Annotated in this window: 13 protein-coding genes; 1 reads left to right on the top strand and 12 read right to left on the bottom strand. The window is 64.4% G+C overall.

Annotated elements, in window-relative coordinates:
* Window positions 1-90 precede the first annotated feature (90 nt).
* On the bottom strand, window positions 91-1,557 hold the full coding sequence (locus G486_RS0113560) for an aminotransferase-like domain-containing protein (RefSeq protein ID WP_245587328.1): 1,467 nt from the start codon (window positions 1,555-1,557) through the stop codon (window positions 91-93).
* A 148-nt stretch (window positions 1,558-1,705) separates the two neighbouring features.
* Between G486_RS0113560 and G486_RS0113565 the strand changes: the two genes are divergently transcribed.
* Window positions 1,706-2,314 carry a LysE family translocator gene (locus tag G486_RS0113565; RefSeq protein WP_027016025.1) on the top strand — a complete coding sequence of 203 codons (609 nt, stop codon included), beginning with the start codon at window positions 1,706-1,708 and terminating at the stop codon, window positions 2,312-2,314.
* A gap of 15 nt (window positions 2,315-2,329) precedes the next feature.
* Here G486_RS0113565 and G486_RS0113570 read toward each other — a convergent pair whose 3' ends face one another.
* From G486_RS0113570 to argA, 11 genes are all read right to left on the bottom strand, one after another.
* On the bottom strand, window positions 2,330-3,346 hold the full coding sequence (locus G486_RS0113570; RefSeq protein WP_027016026.1) for an aldo/keto reductase: 1,017 nt from the start codon (window positions 3,344-3,346) through the stop codon (window positions 2,330-2,332).
* Window positions 3,347-3,655: 309 nt separating this feature from the next.
* Window positions 3,656-4,612 carry a Gfo/Idh/MocA family oxidoreductase gene (locus G486_RS0113575; protein ID WP_027016027.1) on the bottom strand — a complete coding sequence of 319 codons (957 nt, stop codon included), beginning with the start codon at window positions 4,610-4,612 and terminating at the stop codon, window positions 3,656-3,658.
* Entirely contained in the window at window positions 4,613-5,482 is an 870-nt protein-coding gene (locus tag G486_RS0113580) for a class III extradiol dioxygenase subunit beta (RefSeq protein WP_027016028.1), read from the bottom strand.
* Between the two features lie 3 nt (window positions 5,483-5,485).
* Entirely contained in the window at window positions 5,486-5,935 is a 450-nt protein-coding gene (gene ligA, locus G486_RS0113585; RefSeq protein ID WP_027016029.1) for a protocatechuate 4,5-dioxygenase subunit alpha, read from the bottom strand.
* 199 nt (window positions 5,936-6,134) lie between these two features.
* Entirely contained in the window at window positions 6,135-7,052 is a 918-nt protein-coding gene (locus G486_RS0113590; RefSeq protein ID WP_027016030.1) for an amidohydrolase family protein, read from the bottom strand.
* Entirely contained in the window at window positions 7,049-7,981 is a 933-nt protein-coding gene (locus tag G486_RS0113595) for a DUF1932 domain-containing protein (RefSeq protein ID WP_027016031.1), read from the bottom strand. Before G486_RS0113595 ends, G486_RS0113590 begins: the two co-directional genes overlap by 4 nt.
* 15 nt (window positions 7,982-7,996) lie before the next feature.
* Window positions 7,997-8,680 (bottom strand): 4-carboxy-4-hydroxy-2-oxoadipate aldolase/oxaloacetate decarboxylase, encoded by a 684-nt coding sequence (gene ligK / locus G486_RS0113600; protein WP_027016032.1) that lies wholly within the window; start codon window positions 8,678-8,680, stop codon window positions 7,997-7,999.
* A 115-nt stretch (window positions 8,681-8,795) separates the two neighbouring features.
* Complete coding sequence (locus G486_RS0113605) at window positions 8,796-9,824, bottom strand: amidohydrolase family protein (RefSeq protein WP_027016033.1); 1,029 nt, start codon at window positions 9,822-9,824, stop codon at window positions 8,796-8,798.
* Between the two features lie 43 nt (window positions 9,825-9,867).
* Complete coding sequence (locus tag G486_RS22340; protein WP_051303517.1) at window positions 9,868-11,247, bottom strand: MFS transporter; 1,380 nt, start codon at window positions 11,245-11,247, stop codon at window positions 9,868-9,870.
* Between the two features lie 106 nt (window positions 11,248-11,353).
* Window positions 11,354-12,481 (bottom strand): 4-oxalomesaconate tautomerase, encoded by a 1,128-nt coding sequence (locus G486_RS0113615; RefSeq protein ID WP_027016034.1) that lies wholly within the window; start codon window positions 12,479-12,481, stop codon window positions 11,354-11,356.
* Window positions 12,482-12,727: 246 nt separating this feature from the next.
* Window positions 12,728-14,074 carry an amino-acid N-acetyltransferase gene (gene argA, locus G486_RS0113620; protein ID WP_027016035.1) on the bottom strand — a complete coding sequence of 449 codons (1,347 nt, stop codon included), beginning with the start codon at window positions 14,072-14,074 and terminating at the stop codon, window positions 12,728-12,730.
* Window positions 14,075-14,102 lie beyond the last annotated feature (28 nt).

Here is a 14,102-nt window from a genome sequence, read left to right on the forward strand (position 1 = left end):
TGCTTGCACCCCGGTGCAAGCTGCGGCCCATCGACTCGAACTCATCCCGATTGCGCTCCAACGCGGCAGCGTAGAGATCGTAAACACGTTCTAAGAGTGTCGGCCATCCCGGTAGTGCGCAAGCAGTTGCCCGAGTTTGGAGAAGGCCTTGGGCTGCTCCACCATGGGCACGGAAATGCGCAGCATGCTCGAACTTTGCTGGGCCGGCGAGAACAGCAGGCCCGGCGCCAGCAACAGGCCCTGGGCTGCCGCGTGACGGGCCAGCACTTCGGAGTCCATGCCGCAGTCCACCCAGGCGAACATGCCGGCCTGGGGCTCCTGCAAGGGACGGCAGCCCAGGGCTTCGAGCTGGCGCAGGCAGCGGCTGCGCGCCCGGTCCACGCGCTCGCGCAAGCGCTCCACATGTTTGCGGTATTGGCCGTCGGCGAGCACGCGGTGCACCAGTTGCTCTCCGGGCAAGGCCGAGGTCAGCCCGCCCAGAAGCTTGTAGTCCACCAGCTTGTGGATCAACTGCTCATGGGCCGCAACATAGCCTACGCGCAGGCTGCCGGCCAGGGTCTTGGAGTAACCCCCGATCAGCAGCACGCGCTGCAACCTGTCCATGGCTGCGAGCCGCACGGGCGTGCCGGGCAGAAAGTCGGCATAGGTGTCGTCCTCTGCCAGGTAAAAATCATGCTGCTCCGCGATGCGCAGCACCTGATGGGCCACGCCCGCCGAGAGACTGTGGCCGGTTGGGTTGTGCACGGCGGTGTTGAGAATGAACAGCTTGGGTGCATGCTGGCGTGCCAGCCGCTCCAGCGCCTCGACATCGGGGCCACCGGGCAGCCTTGGCACGCCGACCACATTCACGCCCTGGGCCATGAGCCGCCCGAAGACCAGGAACCAGCCCGGGTCTTCGACCAGCACGGTATCGCCTGCGCGCACCAGGCTGCGCGCAATCAGATCCAGCCCCTGGGTCACGCCGGCCACGGTCATCAGATTGCGCTCGGGGTGGGCCGGCACGTCCTGCGCCTGGAGCTGGGAGGCCAGTTGCTGGCGCAGCGGCGCAAATCCCTGAGGCAGCCCGTAACTGAGCAGGCTGGGCCCGGCACTGCGGCCCATGGCGCGCAGTGCCGAGCTCAGCATGTCCATGTCCATCCAGCTCGGAGGCAAAAGCCCTGCCCCGCCCGCCTGGCCCTGGCCTTCGCGGAACATGTTGCGCAGCAGATAGGCCGTATCGAAGGCCGCGCTGTGGGCCAGGGTCGAAGGGCCCGACGCTTCCGGCATGGGGGCCTCGGCCTGAACCTGGCGCAAGGCATTCACAAAGAATCCGGCGCCGCGCCGCGAGTGCACCAGTCCCTGGGCCGCAAGCCTGTCATAGGCCTGGACCACGGTGTCGCGGCTGACCCCGGCCTGCTCGGCCAGGCTGCGCACCGAAGGCAGCCGCATACCTGCGCGCAGGCCATGCTGGCGTATCAGACTCGCGTAGTGGCCGACCAACTGCTCCACCAGAGAAAGCGGGGAAGAACGCAGCGGGCGCCAGCCCAAAGTCTGGATCTGGTTTACAGGATCCGGCATGGCGTGTGGATTGAGTGTCATGGTTGTGCAAGCAGGCCAGTTTTATATCTGCAGAGCAAAAGTGTACCGGTACTGTACTGAATTAAGGATCTAGCATCAACTCCTTGCCGCATTCCGGCGTGCATGACCAACCTGTGCCACACCCATCATGAGTTACGAGCCATCCCAGACCTCTTTCCTGCTTCCCCTGGCCATGTTCAGCCTGGTCAGCTCCATCACCCCCGGCCCCAACAACGTCATGCTCACGGCATCGGGTGCCAGCTTTGGCTACCGCCGCAGCCTGCCGCATATGCTGGGCATCACGCTGGGTGCGGTATTCATGGTCTTGCTGATAGGGGCAGGCCTGGGCCAGCTCTTCGAGCGCGAGCCCTGGATCTATACCGCCCTCAAATACATTGGCGCGATCTATCTGGTCTGGCTGGCCTGGAAGATCGCCATCAGCGCAGCCGGGAGTGAGCAGGCCGCCGCCGCCAAGCCCTTCGGCTTTTGGCAGGCAGCGGCGTTTCAGTGGGTCAATCCCAAGGCCTGGATCATGACCATCGGCGTCATTGCCACCTATACGCCGCGCGAGAATTTCCTGCTCAATCTGCTGCTCTCGGCCCTGGTCCTGGGGCTGGTCAATTACCCGAGCATCAGCGTCTGGACCTTGTTCGGCAGCGCGGTGGGCAAGGCCTTGCGCTCGCCCCAGGCCTTGCGCTGCTTCAACGGCCTCATGGCCGGACTGCTGCTGCTGTCGCTTTACCCGGTGCTGCTTTGAAGAGCGCTGACGCGATCAACGGGCCTCGAACGCAAACTTCTCGGTATCCACCTCGCGCTGCGATCCCAGCGCATAGCGGTCCCCCGCAATGCGCTCGGGCTTGAACAGCTCGTCGAGCTCGGCCAGCAGGCCGGCATCTAGCCTGACCGAGCCACCACGCAAATCCTCATGCAGGTGCTCCACGCTGGTGGTTCCGGGCAAGGCGATCACATGCTGGCCCTGGTGCAGCACCCAGGCTATGGCCAGCTCGGCCAGCGTGCAGTCCGCACGCTCGGCAATCGACTGCATGGGAGCCAGCAGCTTGAGGTTTTGTGCATAGACCGCAGGCGCAAAACGCGGCATGGCCGCGCGTATATCGCCTTTGACGAAGTTGCCGGTGTCCTGCAGCTTGCCTGTGAGAAAGGCGCGGCCCAGCGGGCTGAAGGCCACGTAGGCAATGCCCAGCTCCTTGCAGGCGGCCAGCGTGCCCAGCTCGGCGTTGCGCGACCACAGCGAATATTCGCTTTGCAGCGCAACGATGGGATGGGTTGCATGGCCGCGGCGCAGCGTGTCCACGCCGACTTCGGACAGGCCCAGAGCCCGGACCTTGCCCTCTTCCACAAGGCGCGACATCTCGCCCACGGATTCCTCTATGGGCACACGCGGATCCCAGCGGTGCAGGTAGTAGAGATCGATGACGTCCGTGCCCAGGCGCTGCAGGCTGTCCTCACAGTTCTTGCGCAGAGTCTTGGGATGGCCGTCGATCACGCGGCGCATGACGCCGTCTTCGCCGCGCACGCCCGCCATGCCGCATTTGCTGGCCAGGGTGATGCGATCCCTGTGGGGCTTGAGCACCGGGCCGATCAAGGCCTCGCTGGCACCAAAGCCATAGAGCGCAGCCGTGTCGAACAGGGTCACGCCTGCATCCAGGGCCGCGTGCAGCACGGCCTTGGATTGCTCCTCGCTGGGCGAGTTGCCGTAGGCATGGCAGAAATTCATGCAGCCCAGGCCGATGGAGCGGACCGAGAAGGAGCCGATGGGGCGACTGTCCATTGTGTTCATCCTTTGTCTGGCGAAAAAGCCCGCGCCCCCTGATTTTTCGGGGCGCGGGCTGCTGGTCGCGATGCTGGCAAGTCTATGGGGAATTTGAAACTTGAGCTGGAACAGGCCCATGAAGCAGGCACAGCGCAACCTCTACCCCACAACGGCAAGACAGCCCCTCAGGCTGGGCACTGCTCGCACTGCATCAAACTGGCCGTGGCCCAAGCCAGAGACAGCGAGCAAGGGCCGCCCCGCCGCGAAGCTGTCGTCCCCCTCCCGCAGAAAGAGGGGGAAGGCGCGTCAGCGACTCAGGGGGTGTTGTTAAGAGTTCAGTTGCTGCTCGAGGTCGTGCAGCACCTCGTAGCAGGCCAGCACCTGGGCCACGCTGGAGTTGGGCTCGCGGCCTTCACGTATGGCTGCGAAGAATTCACGGTCCTGCAGCTCGATGCCGTTCATGGACACATCGACCTGGGAGACATCGATCTTCTCCTCCTTGCCGTTGACCAGGTCGTCATAGCGCGCGATATAGGTGCCCGTGTCGCCGATATAGCGAAAGAACGTGCCCAGGGGGCCATCGTTGTTGAACGACAGGCTCAGCGTGCAGATCGCGCCGTTGGCGGCCTTCAACTGAATGCTCATGTCCATGGCAATGCCCAGTTCGGGGTGGATGGGCCCTTGCACGGCGTTTGCCTTCACGATGGGGCTGCCGGCCTGGTAGGCAAACAGGTCCACGGTGTGGGCCGCGTGGTGCCACAGCAGGTGATCGGTCCAGCTGCGCGCCTGGCCCAGGGCGTTCATGTTCGTGCGGCGAAAGAAATAGGTCTGCACATCCATTTGCTGGATGTTGAACTCGCCGGCCTGGATCTTTTTGTGCATCCACTGGTGGCTGGGATTGAAGCGGCGCGTATGGCCGCACATGGCGACCAGACCGGTCTTCTTTTGCAACGCCACCACGGCCTGGGCCTGCTCCAGGCTGTCGGCCAGTGGAATCTCGACCTGCACATGCTTGCCGGCCTGCATGCACTGAATGGCCTGAGCCGCATGCATTTGCGTGGGCGTGCACAGGATCACGGCATCGACTTCGGGCAGGGCCAGGCTGTCGGCCAGGTCCGTGGTCACATGCTGGATGCCGTATTTGTCGGCGACTTCCTGGGTCTTGGCCAGGTCGCGGCTGATCAGGGAGACGACTTCCACGCCGTCAATGTTCTTGATGCCGTCCAGGTGCTTGATGCCAAAGGCACCTGCGCCCGCGAGGGCGACTTTGATGGTCTTGCTCATTTACTGGTTCTCCAAAATCAGATGTCCCACGGCCGTGTTCGATGCGGGCACATGGTAGAAGCGGTGGGCAACCTTGGGCAGGGGCGCGGGGCCGTCCACATCGGACATGGCGCCGCGCGCGATCAGCCACATCACGAGCTCGATGCCTTCGGAGCCGGCTTCGCGCACATAGTCGATATGCGGCATCTGCGCCAGGCCCGAGGGGTTTTCGATGAGCAAGTCCAGAAAGCGGTTGTCCCAGTCCTTGTTGATCAGGCCGGCACGCGCGCCCTGGAGCTGGTGGCTCATGCCGCCCGTGCCCCAGATGTGGACATTGATGTCCTCGTCGTAGCTCTCGATGGCGCGGCGGATCGCGCGGCCCAGGTTGAAGCAGCGCTGGCCCGAAGGCACGGGATATTGCACCACGTTGACCGCGAACGGAATCACGGGGCAAGGCCAGGCACCGCTTTGAGGGTCCTGCTCGCCGCACATCAGGGACAGGGGCACGGTCAGGCCGTGGTCCACATCCATCTTGTTGACGATGGTGAGGTCGAAGTCCTGCTGGATCACGCTTTGCGCGATATGGCTGGCCAGTGCGGGATGGCCCTGGACCACGGGCACGGGACGCGGGCCCCAGCCTTCGTCGGCCGGCTGGTATTGCGCACCCGTGCCGATCGCAAAGGTGGGAATGCAGTCCAGGCTGAAGGCCGTGGCGTGGTCGTTATAGACGAGAAAGACCACATCGGGCTTGTTGTCCTTCATCCACTGCTTGGAGAAGTCATAGCCCGCGAACAGCGGCTTCCAGTAATCCTCCTGGGTCTTGCCCAGGTCCATGGCCGCGCCGATGGCGGGCACGTGGGAGGTGTAGACGGATGCGGTAATGCGTGCCATGACTCAGTTGCCTTCCTTGTTGTTCTTGCCTGCGCCGCCTTGCGGCTGGCGGTGGTCCTGGGCATCGCCGTCCTCGCCCACATAGCGGTTGCCCTCGGCCGAGCGGCCGCCCGAGACCATCATGGCGCGGTACTCGTCCTCGCTCATGCCCGTCATGGAGCCGGCCATCTGCTGAAAGCTCTTGCCATCGGTGGCGCCGATCTTCGCAAGAAAATAAATATTTCCGCCCGTGCGCATGCACCAGTTCAGATCGCGCGCCAGCACGGCCTGCTTTTGCTCCTCGCTCATGGCCCACTCGTCCAGATAGGCGCGCTCGTCGGCCTTGAAGCGCTCGCGGTTCTCGGCCTTCATCAGCGACATGCAAAACTGGTTGAGCCAGTAACCCTTGCGCGACTGCTCGGCATCAAAAATGATGGTGCCGGGCACGTCCAGATAAGGTTTTTCCAGTGCCATGATTTCTCCTTTTCAACTCTTTTAATTCCTGCCAGAGGCGTTAACCAGAACCCGTCCTCATTCAAGGGGCGAGAAAGTCATGCCAGGGGTACAGCGCACAAGACTGGCAGAGCCCGACTCAGGGGCATCAAGCAAGGGCCTCCCCGCCGCGAAGATGCCGTCCCCCTGGAGGGAAGGCGCCGCAGGCGACTCAGGGGGATCAAGCCTCCTCCATCCAATACAGGCGAAGCGGGTTGTCCACCAGCAGCTTTTGCTGCAGCTCGGCCGTGGGAGCGATCTGCGGGATGAAGTCCACCAGCAGGCCATCATCGGGCATATGGTCCTTCAGATTGGGGTGCGGCCAGTCGGTTCCCCAGAGCACGCGATCCGGGAACTCCTCGACCACGCGGCGCGCAAAAGGCACCACGTCCTGGTAGGCATTTTGCTCGCCGTCCAGCGCCTTGGGGCCGCTCACCGACAAACGCTCGGGGCAGGAGACCTTGCTCCAGACGTTGTCATGCTCGCGCATGAACTTGAGGAACAGCGCGAACTCCTCGCTGTCCACACCCTTGGCCACATCGGGGCGGCCCATGTGGTCCACAACCACGGTGGTGGGCAAGGCGGTGAAGAAGTCCCACAGCTCGGGCAGGTCCACGGCCTCGAAGTAGATCACCACATGCCAGCCGAGCTTGGCGATACGGCCCGCGATCTCCATGAGCTCGTCCTTGGGCGTGAAGTCCACGAGACGCTTGACGAAGTTGAAGCGCACGCCGCGCACACCGGCCGCGTGCAGCTCCTGCAGCTCTTCATCCGTGATGCTGCGCCTGACCGTGGCCACGCCGCGTGCTTTGCCATTGCTGGCCTTGCAGGCATCGACCATGGCGCGGTTGTCGGCGCCGTGGCAGGTGGCCTGCACGATCACGTTGCGTTCGAAGCCCAGGTGATCGCGCAGCGCGAACAGCTGGGCCTTGCTGGCGTCGCAAGGCGTGTACTTGCGCTCGGGCGCAAAGGGAAATTCCGCGCCCGGCCCGAAGACGTGGCAGTGGGCGTCCACGGCGCCCGCAGGCAGTTGGAACCTGGGTTTGCTGGGGCCGGCATACCAGTCCAGCCAGCCAGGGGTTTTTTCAAATGCGCTCATGCTTTTTTGTCCTTGAGAAATTGCAGCAGACGGTCGGCCTCGGTGCGCCAGTCGGCACTGCGCGCAAAGCCTGGCTGGCCGGGCTCGCCGAAGATGCCGGCCTGGGATAGATCGGCCATGAAAGCCTGGCGCTCGGCCGTACCCTGGGCGGAAAACGCGGGCATGCCCGTGTCGCGCACGGTGTTGGCGGACTCGAACATTTCCTCGCTGCGGCGCCGGCCATGCTCGATCACGCGCTGAAAGAAATACGCGCCCAGCTTTTCCCAGTCCATGCCGGGAAAGGTCTCGTGCAGCGAGGCCAGAACCTCGTCCTCCACGCCGTAATGGCGCGCCGCGCTAAAGCTTTCGATGACCATGGCCTCCAGGCCCTTGATCATCACGCTGCGGCACATCTTGGTGGCCGAGGCCACGCCCAGCCTGTCGCTGGCGACCTTGGCATCAAAGCCCAGCGGGTTGATCTGCGCGGCCAGCGCGGCCGCGAAGGCCCCGCCCAGCAGCAGCGGCACCTTGATGCGGTAAGGCGGAATGCTGGTCATGACCGCGCCTTCCACATAGCGCGCGCCGCCCGCATCGATGAGCGCCCCCGCAGCCTGCTTGGCGCCCGGCGAGGCCGAGTTGAAGTCCAGGTAGAAGGCGCCCGCACGCATGGCAGGCGCGCAGGCCCTGGCCGCGATCAGGGTCTGGCTGGCCGTGACTGCGCTGATCACGAAGTCGCTGGCGCCGGCCAGGGCCTCGTGACTGCCCGCGAGCTGCACGCCGTGCTGCTGCGCATGCGCGCGCAGCGGCGTCTGGGCTGCCGTGCCCAGCTTGAGGTCGAAGGCCGCGACCGGCAGCCCCTGGGCGCGCAAGTCCTCGGCCAGGATGCGGCCCACCTCGCCATAACCGACCAGGCCTATGCGCCAGTCGCCAGAAGATGCGGGAATGCTCATGCGCCCTGCCCCTTCTCAGCCCTTGTACGTGAGGCCGGCCTTTTCCAGCGGCTCGCGCATCTTGTACATGTCCAGGCCCAGAACGCCCGAAGCCAGTTTGGCGCGCTTTTCGCCTTCGAAGCTTTCGCGCTTTTGCGCGGCTTCCAGAGTGGCCACGGCCTTGTCGCGCGGCACGCAGACCACGCCGTCGTCGTCGGCCACGATGACGTCGCCGGGCGTGACCCACATGCCTGCGCAGACCACGGGGATGTTCACCGAGCCCAGCGTGGCCTTGATCGTGCCCTTGGAGGAGATCGCACGGCTCCACACGGGAAAGTTCATCTCCTGCAGGGTCTTCACGTCGCGCACGCCGGCATCGATGATCAACGCGCGCGCGCCGCGGGCCTGGAAGCTCGTGGCCAGCAGGTCGCCGAAGTAGCCGTCCATGCACTCGCTGGTCACGGCCGCGACCACGATGTCGCCGGGCTGGATCTGCTCGGCCGCCACATGCATCATCCAGTTGTCGCCGGGCTGCAGCAGCACGGTCACGGCCGTGCCCGAGACCTGCTGGCCCGCGTAGATGGGACGCATATAGGGCTTGAGCAGGCCGACACGGCCCATGGCCTCGTGCACCGTGGCCGAGCCCAGAGCGGCCAGGCCGTCGGCAGCCGCGCGGTCGGCGCGCTGGATGTTGCGGTAAACGACTCCGAGTTCGTACATGTCTTTCTCCTGAGAATGCTGAAAAGTGAGCTGCTTGCGCTTGCCCTGCTTCATATTCAGATAGCTTTGTATCTGAAATGCTTATGTAGCAAGCGCTACCAGCTCCTCTTTCTGATTAAAGGCCCTTGGCCTTGAGCGCCGTGTCCAGGCGCGTGAACACGCGACGCGCATTGCCTTCGTAGACCATGTGCTTTTCCTCGGCCGTGAGGTTTTGCGTGGCTTCGATATAGCGCTTGGTGTCGTCGTAGTAGTGGCCGGTGCGTGGATCGATGCCGCGCACGGCGCCGATCATCTCGCTGGCGAACAGGATGTTCTTCACCGGGATGACTTCGGTCAGCAGGTTGATGCCGGGCTGGTGGTAGACGCAGGTGTCGAAGAAGATGTTGTTCAGCAGATGCTCTTCGAGCAGCGGCTTCTTGAGCTCCTGCGCCAGCCCGCGGAAACGCCCCCAGTGGTAGGGCACGGCGCCGCCGCCATGGGGAATCAGGAACTTGAGCGTGGGAAAGTCCTTGAACAGATCGCTGGTCAGGCACTGCATGAAGGCCGTGGTGTCGGCATTCAGATAGTGGGCGCCCGTGGTGTGAAAGCAGCTGTTGCAGCTCGTGGACACGTGGACCATGGCGGGGATGTCGTACTCCACCATCTTCTCGTAGATCGGGTACCAGCTACGGTCGGACAGCGGGGGCGAGCTCCAGTGGCCGCCCGAAGGATCGGGATTGAGGTTGATGCCCACGTTGCCGTACTGCTCCACGCATTTGACGAGCTCGGGAATGCAGGTCTTGGGGTCCACGCCCGGCGACTGGGGCAGCATGGCTGCGGGGATGAAGTGCTCGGGGAACAGCTCGGAGACGCGATGGCAAAGCTCGTTGCAGATCGCGGCCCAGGTCGACGAGGTCTCGAAGTCGCCGATGTGGTGGGCCATGAAGCTGGCACGCGGGCTGAAGATGGTCAGATCCGAGCCGCGCTCCTTCATGAGCCTGAGCTGGTTGGTCTCGATGGTCTCGCGGATCTCGTCATCGCTGATCCGCAGGTCGCTGGCCTTGGGCGCCTTGCCCGGCTCCTTGAGGCCTGCGATCTGCAGGTCGCGCCAGGCTCCCAGCGCGGCGGGGGCCGTGGTGTAGTGGCCGTGAACGTCGATGATCATTGCATGCTCTCCTGTCTTCTTGAAATGAAAATGCCGCGCGCCTTCAATGCGCGCCCTGACTTGCGGCCTGTGCGGGCTCTGCAGTCCTGGCCGGGCTGGCCATTTGCTTGATGACCAGGGCCGCCATGGCGATCAGGCCGGGGATGGCGACCACCGCAAAGATCTGGCTGAAGCCCAGCTCGCGCGCCGTGAGTTCGGCCACGAGGTAGGAGCCCGCAATGCCGCCGAAGCGGCCAATGCCCAGCATCCAGGCCACGCCCGTGGCGCGGCCGCTCGTGGGATAAAAGCTTGCGGCCAGCGCCGGCATGGAGGACTGGGCGGTATTCATGATGGTACCGGCCACGAACACGGCCACGACCAGCCAGCCCAGTTGCCCGGCGGTCTGGCCTATCCACCAGATCGAGGCGGCGGTGAGCGCGTAGCCGATGGCGATGATGCGGTTGGCGTTGAAGCGGTCCATGAGCCAGCCGAAAAACACCGCGCCCACCCCGCCCAGCGGGAACAGCGCCGCGACCAGGGTGCCGGTCTTGGGGTCCAGCCCGGCCTCCTTGAACAGCACGGGCATCCAGTTCATGAGCGCATAGAAGATCACCAGGCCCATGAAATAGGCCAGCCACAGCATGACCGAGCCCACGCGGTACTCGCGCGAGAGCACCAGGCCCAGGCCGCTCCTGCCCTGGCCTGCGGGCGCGCTCTCGGTCATCACAAAGCGCTGCACGCCTTGCACGGCATGGCCCGCAATGCGCGCCAGCGTCCTGCGTATGCGCTCCACCGGGTACTGCCTGGCCACCATGTAGCGCACGGATTCGGGCAGAAAAACGATCAGGGCCACGACCAGCAGCAAGGGCACGGCGCCGCCCAGGATGAGCACGCTGCGCCAGCCGAAATGCGGAATCATCCAGGCTGCAAGAAAGCCGCCAAAGGCCGCGCCCAGCGGAAAGCCGCAGAACATGGCATTCGTGAGCGTGGCGCGGCGCGCATCGGGGCAGTACTCGCTCATCAAGGTGACGGCATTCGGCATGGCCGCGCCCAGGCCCACACCCGTGACGAAGCGCAGCAGGGCCAGGGTCTGGATATCGGGCGAGAAGCCCGAGGCCAGACAGGCCAGCGCGAACACCGCCACCGAGCCCACGAGCACGCTCTTGCGACCCAGGCGGTCGGCCAGGGGGCCGGCCATCAACGCGCCTGCAGCCAGGCCGAACAGGGCTGCGCTGAGCACGGGCGCCAGCGCGGGCTTGCTCACGCCCCACTCGGCGATCAGCGAAGGCGCGATATAGCCTATGGCTGCGGTATCGAAACCGTCGAGCAAGACAATGAAAAAGCACAGCGCAAACACCAGCCACTGAAAGCCGGAGAACGGATGCTCGTTGAGCAGGGTCTGCACATTGGCCGTGCTGTTGTCGCGGCCCTGGGGATTGGTCATGGCTTGTCTCTCTTGGGTTCACGCGGCCGCATCGCCAGGCGTGGCCGCCACTGCTCAGCTGCAAAAAAGCCCGCAGCCGGAGCAGCCCGACGGCGAGCCAGGAAGATCAGGATTGCGGGTCCGGCCCGGCCCAGACGGAGCGCGGCACCATAACCTCGCCACGCATCAACAGCCTGGCCGTGCGCAGCAGCGCGGCCTTGGTGACCACATCGGGATTGGCCGCGTCGCTGTCCAGCGTCACGCTGAATTCGCCCGTGGGGTGCTCCACGGACACCGTGACCGGGCCAGCGCCCTGCTCCAGCCGGGCCACGCCCTCGCAGACCGTGCCCGGCATCTTCACGGCCGTGCCCACGGTGACGGCGGCCAGCACGCCGATGGCGTCATGGCAGACATGGGGGATGAAGCTGCGCGTGGTGATGGCACCGCCGTTTTGCGGCTCGGCGATCAGCGTCATCTTCGGGTAGTTCTTGGCCGAGACATCGCCCAGGCCCATGGCCTTGGAGATCTGCATGCGCAGCGCCTCGATGCGGCGCTTGAGATCGGTGTTCGCATTGAGCTCGGCCGCGCTCTCCAGGCCTGTGACGCCCACATCCGAGGCCTTGAAGATGACCAGGGGCATGCCGTTGTCTATGCAGGTCACGTCCAGCGTGAAGGGCTCAAGGCCTTCGCCCGTCACCGTGACCGTATCCCTGGGTTGGCCCGTGGGCAGCAGGCCGGAGCAGACCGAACCCGCGGTATCGAGAAAGCTGATCTCTATGGGCGCCGAGGTTCCTGGCGCGCCGTCTATGCGGGCCGAGCCCTCGTACTCCACCCGCCCGCCCGGCGTCTGCACCGTGATGTCGGCGGCCATGCCAGTGTTCAGCGTGAGCACGCGAAAGGTGCTGCTCTCGCCGCGCGCGGCCAGCATGCCCGTCTCCAGCGCGAACGGCACCACGCCGGCCAGCATGTTGCCGCAGTTGGGCGTGGTATCCACCGTGTCCTTTTCGGGCTGGAGCTGGGCGAATAGGAATTCCAGGTCGATGCCCGGCTTGTCCGACAGACTGACCATGCCGACCTTGCTGGTCAGCGGATGGGCGCCGCCAATGCCGTCGATCTGGCGCTTGTCGGGCGAGCCCAGGGCCGCAAGCAGCACGCGGTCGCGCGTTGCAAGATCGGCTGGCAGGTCGCTGGCGCGAAAGAAAGGACCTTTGGATGTGCCGCCACGCATGAGCAGGCAGGGAATCGCCGTTTGCATCGCTGTCTCGTGAAATCTAGGAGTAGCTGACATTCTCGGCAAGCCAGGCGTCAAGGCCAAGAGCCTGGAGCCGCTAGCAGCTATACCAATATGGCATAGCTCGAAAGCAAAAAGTTCCACTCAAGAATTCAATGGAAAAGCGCTCAACCCATTGCAGATCAAGCGCTTTAAGCTATTTTTTTGAAAGCATTTCATGCTTTCATCACATGACAATAACGTTGGGTTTGCAGCTCCCGCGCTGAGGCGTCAGAGCTTTTTGACCAGCACCTGGCTTTTGCGGTCCCAGTTGTACTTGGCCTTGCGCGCCTCGGGCAGCCACTCGGGGTCCACGGACTGGAAGCCGCGCTTGATGAACCAGTGCATGGTGCGCGTGGTGAGCACGAACAGGCTCTCCAGCCCCTGGGCCTTGGCGCGCTGCTCTATGCGCTTGAGCAGCTTCTCGCCGTCGCCCGTGCCCTGACTCTTGGGCGAGACGGTGACGGCCGCCATCTCGCCGGTTCGGGCGCTGGGATAGGGGTAGAGCGCAGCGCAGCCGAAGATCACGCCGTCGTGCTCGATGATGGTGTAGTGGCCTATGTCGCGTTCGATCTCGGTGCGGCTGCGCTTGACCAGGGTGCCGTCCTGCTCGAAGGGCTCGATCAGCTGGATGATGCCGGCCACATCATCGGGCGTGGCCTGGCGCAGCTCTTCGAGCTTCTCGTCGATGACCATGGTGCCTATGCCGTCGTGCACATAGATCTCCAGCAGCAAGGCCCCGTCGATCGCAAACGGCAGGATGTGGCTGCGCTCCACGCCATGCTCGCAGGCATTCACGCAGTGCTGCAGATAAAAGCCCGTGTCCGTGGGCAGCAGGGCCGGCGGCAACTCGGCCAGCATGCGGCGCGCGGCCGCCAGCGGCAGCTCGGTGTCTATGGGGTTGTCCTCACCCATGGACTGGGACGGGTCCTGGCGTATGCCCGGCACCTCGGTCAGAAAGATCAGCTTGTCGGCCTTGAGCTCGATGGCCACGCGCGTGGCCACCTCCTCCATGCTGAGGTTGAAGGCCTCGCCCGTGGGTGAGAAACCGAACGGCGAGATCAGCACCAGCGCATCCATGTCCAGCGCGCTCTGGATGCCGGCCATGTCCACCTTGCGCACCAGACCCGAGTGCTTGAAGTCCACGCCGTCGACAATGCCCACGGGCCTTGCCGTGAGAAAGTTGCCCGAGATCACGCGCACCCTGGCATCGGCCATGGGCGTGTTCGGCAGGCCCTGGCTGAAGGCAGCCTCGATCTCGTAGCGCAACTGGCCTGCGGCCTCCTGCGCGCAGTCCAGCGCCACCGAGTCCGTGATGCGCATGCCGCGTGAATACTGGGCGGCATGGCCCTTGGCTTGCAGTTGCTCGTTGACCTGGGGCCTGAAGCCGTGCACGAGCACGATCTTCACTCCCATGGCCTTGATCATGGCCAGATCCTGGACGATGGAGCCGAGCTTGCCCGAAGCAATCGCCTCGCCCGTAAGCCCCACCACAAAGGTCTGATGGCGGAACTTGTGGATGTAAGGCGCAACCGACCTGAACCAGGGAACAAAGGTGAAGTTGAAAACAGTGGACATGGTGTTGCAGGACCTTGCGGGCGGCTGG

Source organism: Comamonas composti DSM 21721 (assembly GCF_000429845.1).
In the GTDB taxonomy this organism is placed as follows: Bacteria; Pseudomonadota; Gammaproteobacteria; order Burkholderiales; family Burkholderiaceae_C; genus Comamonas; species Comamonas composti.

Coding starts and splice junctions, on each gene's coding strand:
- G486_RS0113560 (WP_245587328.1), bottom strand. CDS start 1,557: ATGCCGGATCCTGTAAACCAGATCCAGACTTTGGGCTGGCGCCCGCTG.
- G486_RS0113565 (WP_027016025.1), top strand. CDS start 1,706: ATGAGTTACGAGCCATCCCAGACCTCTTTCCTGCTTCCCCTGGCCATG.
- G486_RS0113570 (WP_027016026.1), bottom strand. CDS start 3,346: ATGGACAGTCGCCCCATCGGCTCCTTCTCGGTCCGCTCCATCGGCCTG.
- G486_RS0113575 (WP_027016027.1), bottom strand. CDS start 4,612: ATGAGCAAGACCATCAAAGTCGCCCTCGCGGGCGCAGGTGCCTTTGGC.
- G486_RS0113580 (WP_027016028.1), bottom strand. CDS start 5,482: ATGGCACGCATTACCGCATCCGTCTACACCTCCCACGTGCCCGCCATC.
- ligA (WP_027016029.1), bottom strand. CDS start 5,935: ATGGCACTGGAAAAACCTTATCTGGACGTGCCCGGCACCATCATTTTT.
- G486_RS0113590 (WP_027016030.1), bottom strand. CDS start 7,052: ATGAGCGCATTTGAAAAAACCCCTGGCTGGCTGGACTGGTATGCCGGC.
- G486_RS0113595 (WP_027016031.1), bottom strand. CDS start 7,981: ATGAGCATTCCCGCATCTTCTGGCGACTGGCGCATAGGCCTGGTCGGT.
- ligK (WP_027016032.1), bottom strand. CDS start 8,680: ATGTACGAACTCGGAGTCGTTTACCGCAACATCCAGCGCGCCGACCGC.
- G486_RS0113605 (WP_027016033.1), bottom strand. CDS start 9,824: ATGATCATCGACGTTCACGGCCACTACACCACGGCCCCCGCCGCGCTG.
- G486_RS22340 (WP_051303517.1), bottom strand. CDS start 11,247: ATGACCAATCCCCAGGGCCGCGACAACAGCACGGCCAATGTGCAGACC.
- G486_RS0113615 (WP_027016034.1), bottom strand. CDS start 12,481: ATGCAAACGGCGATTCCCTGCCTGCTCATGCGTGGCGGCACATCCAAA.
- argA (WP_027016035.1), bottom strand. CDS start 14,074: ATGTCCACTGTTTTCAACTTCACCTTTGTTCCCTGGTTCAGGTCGGTT.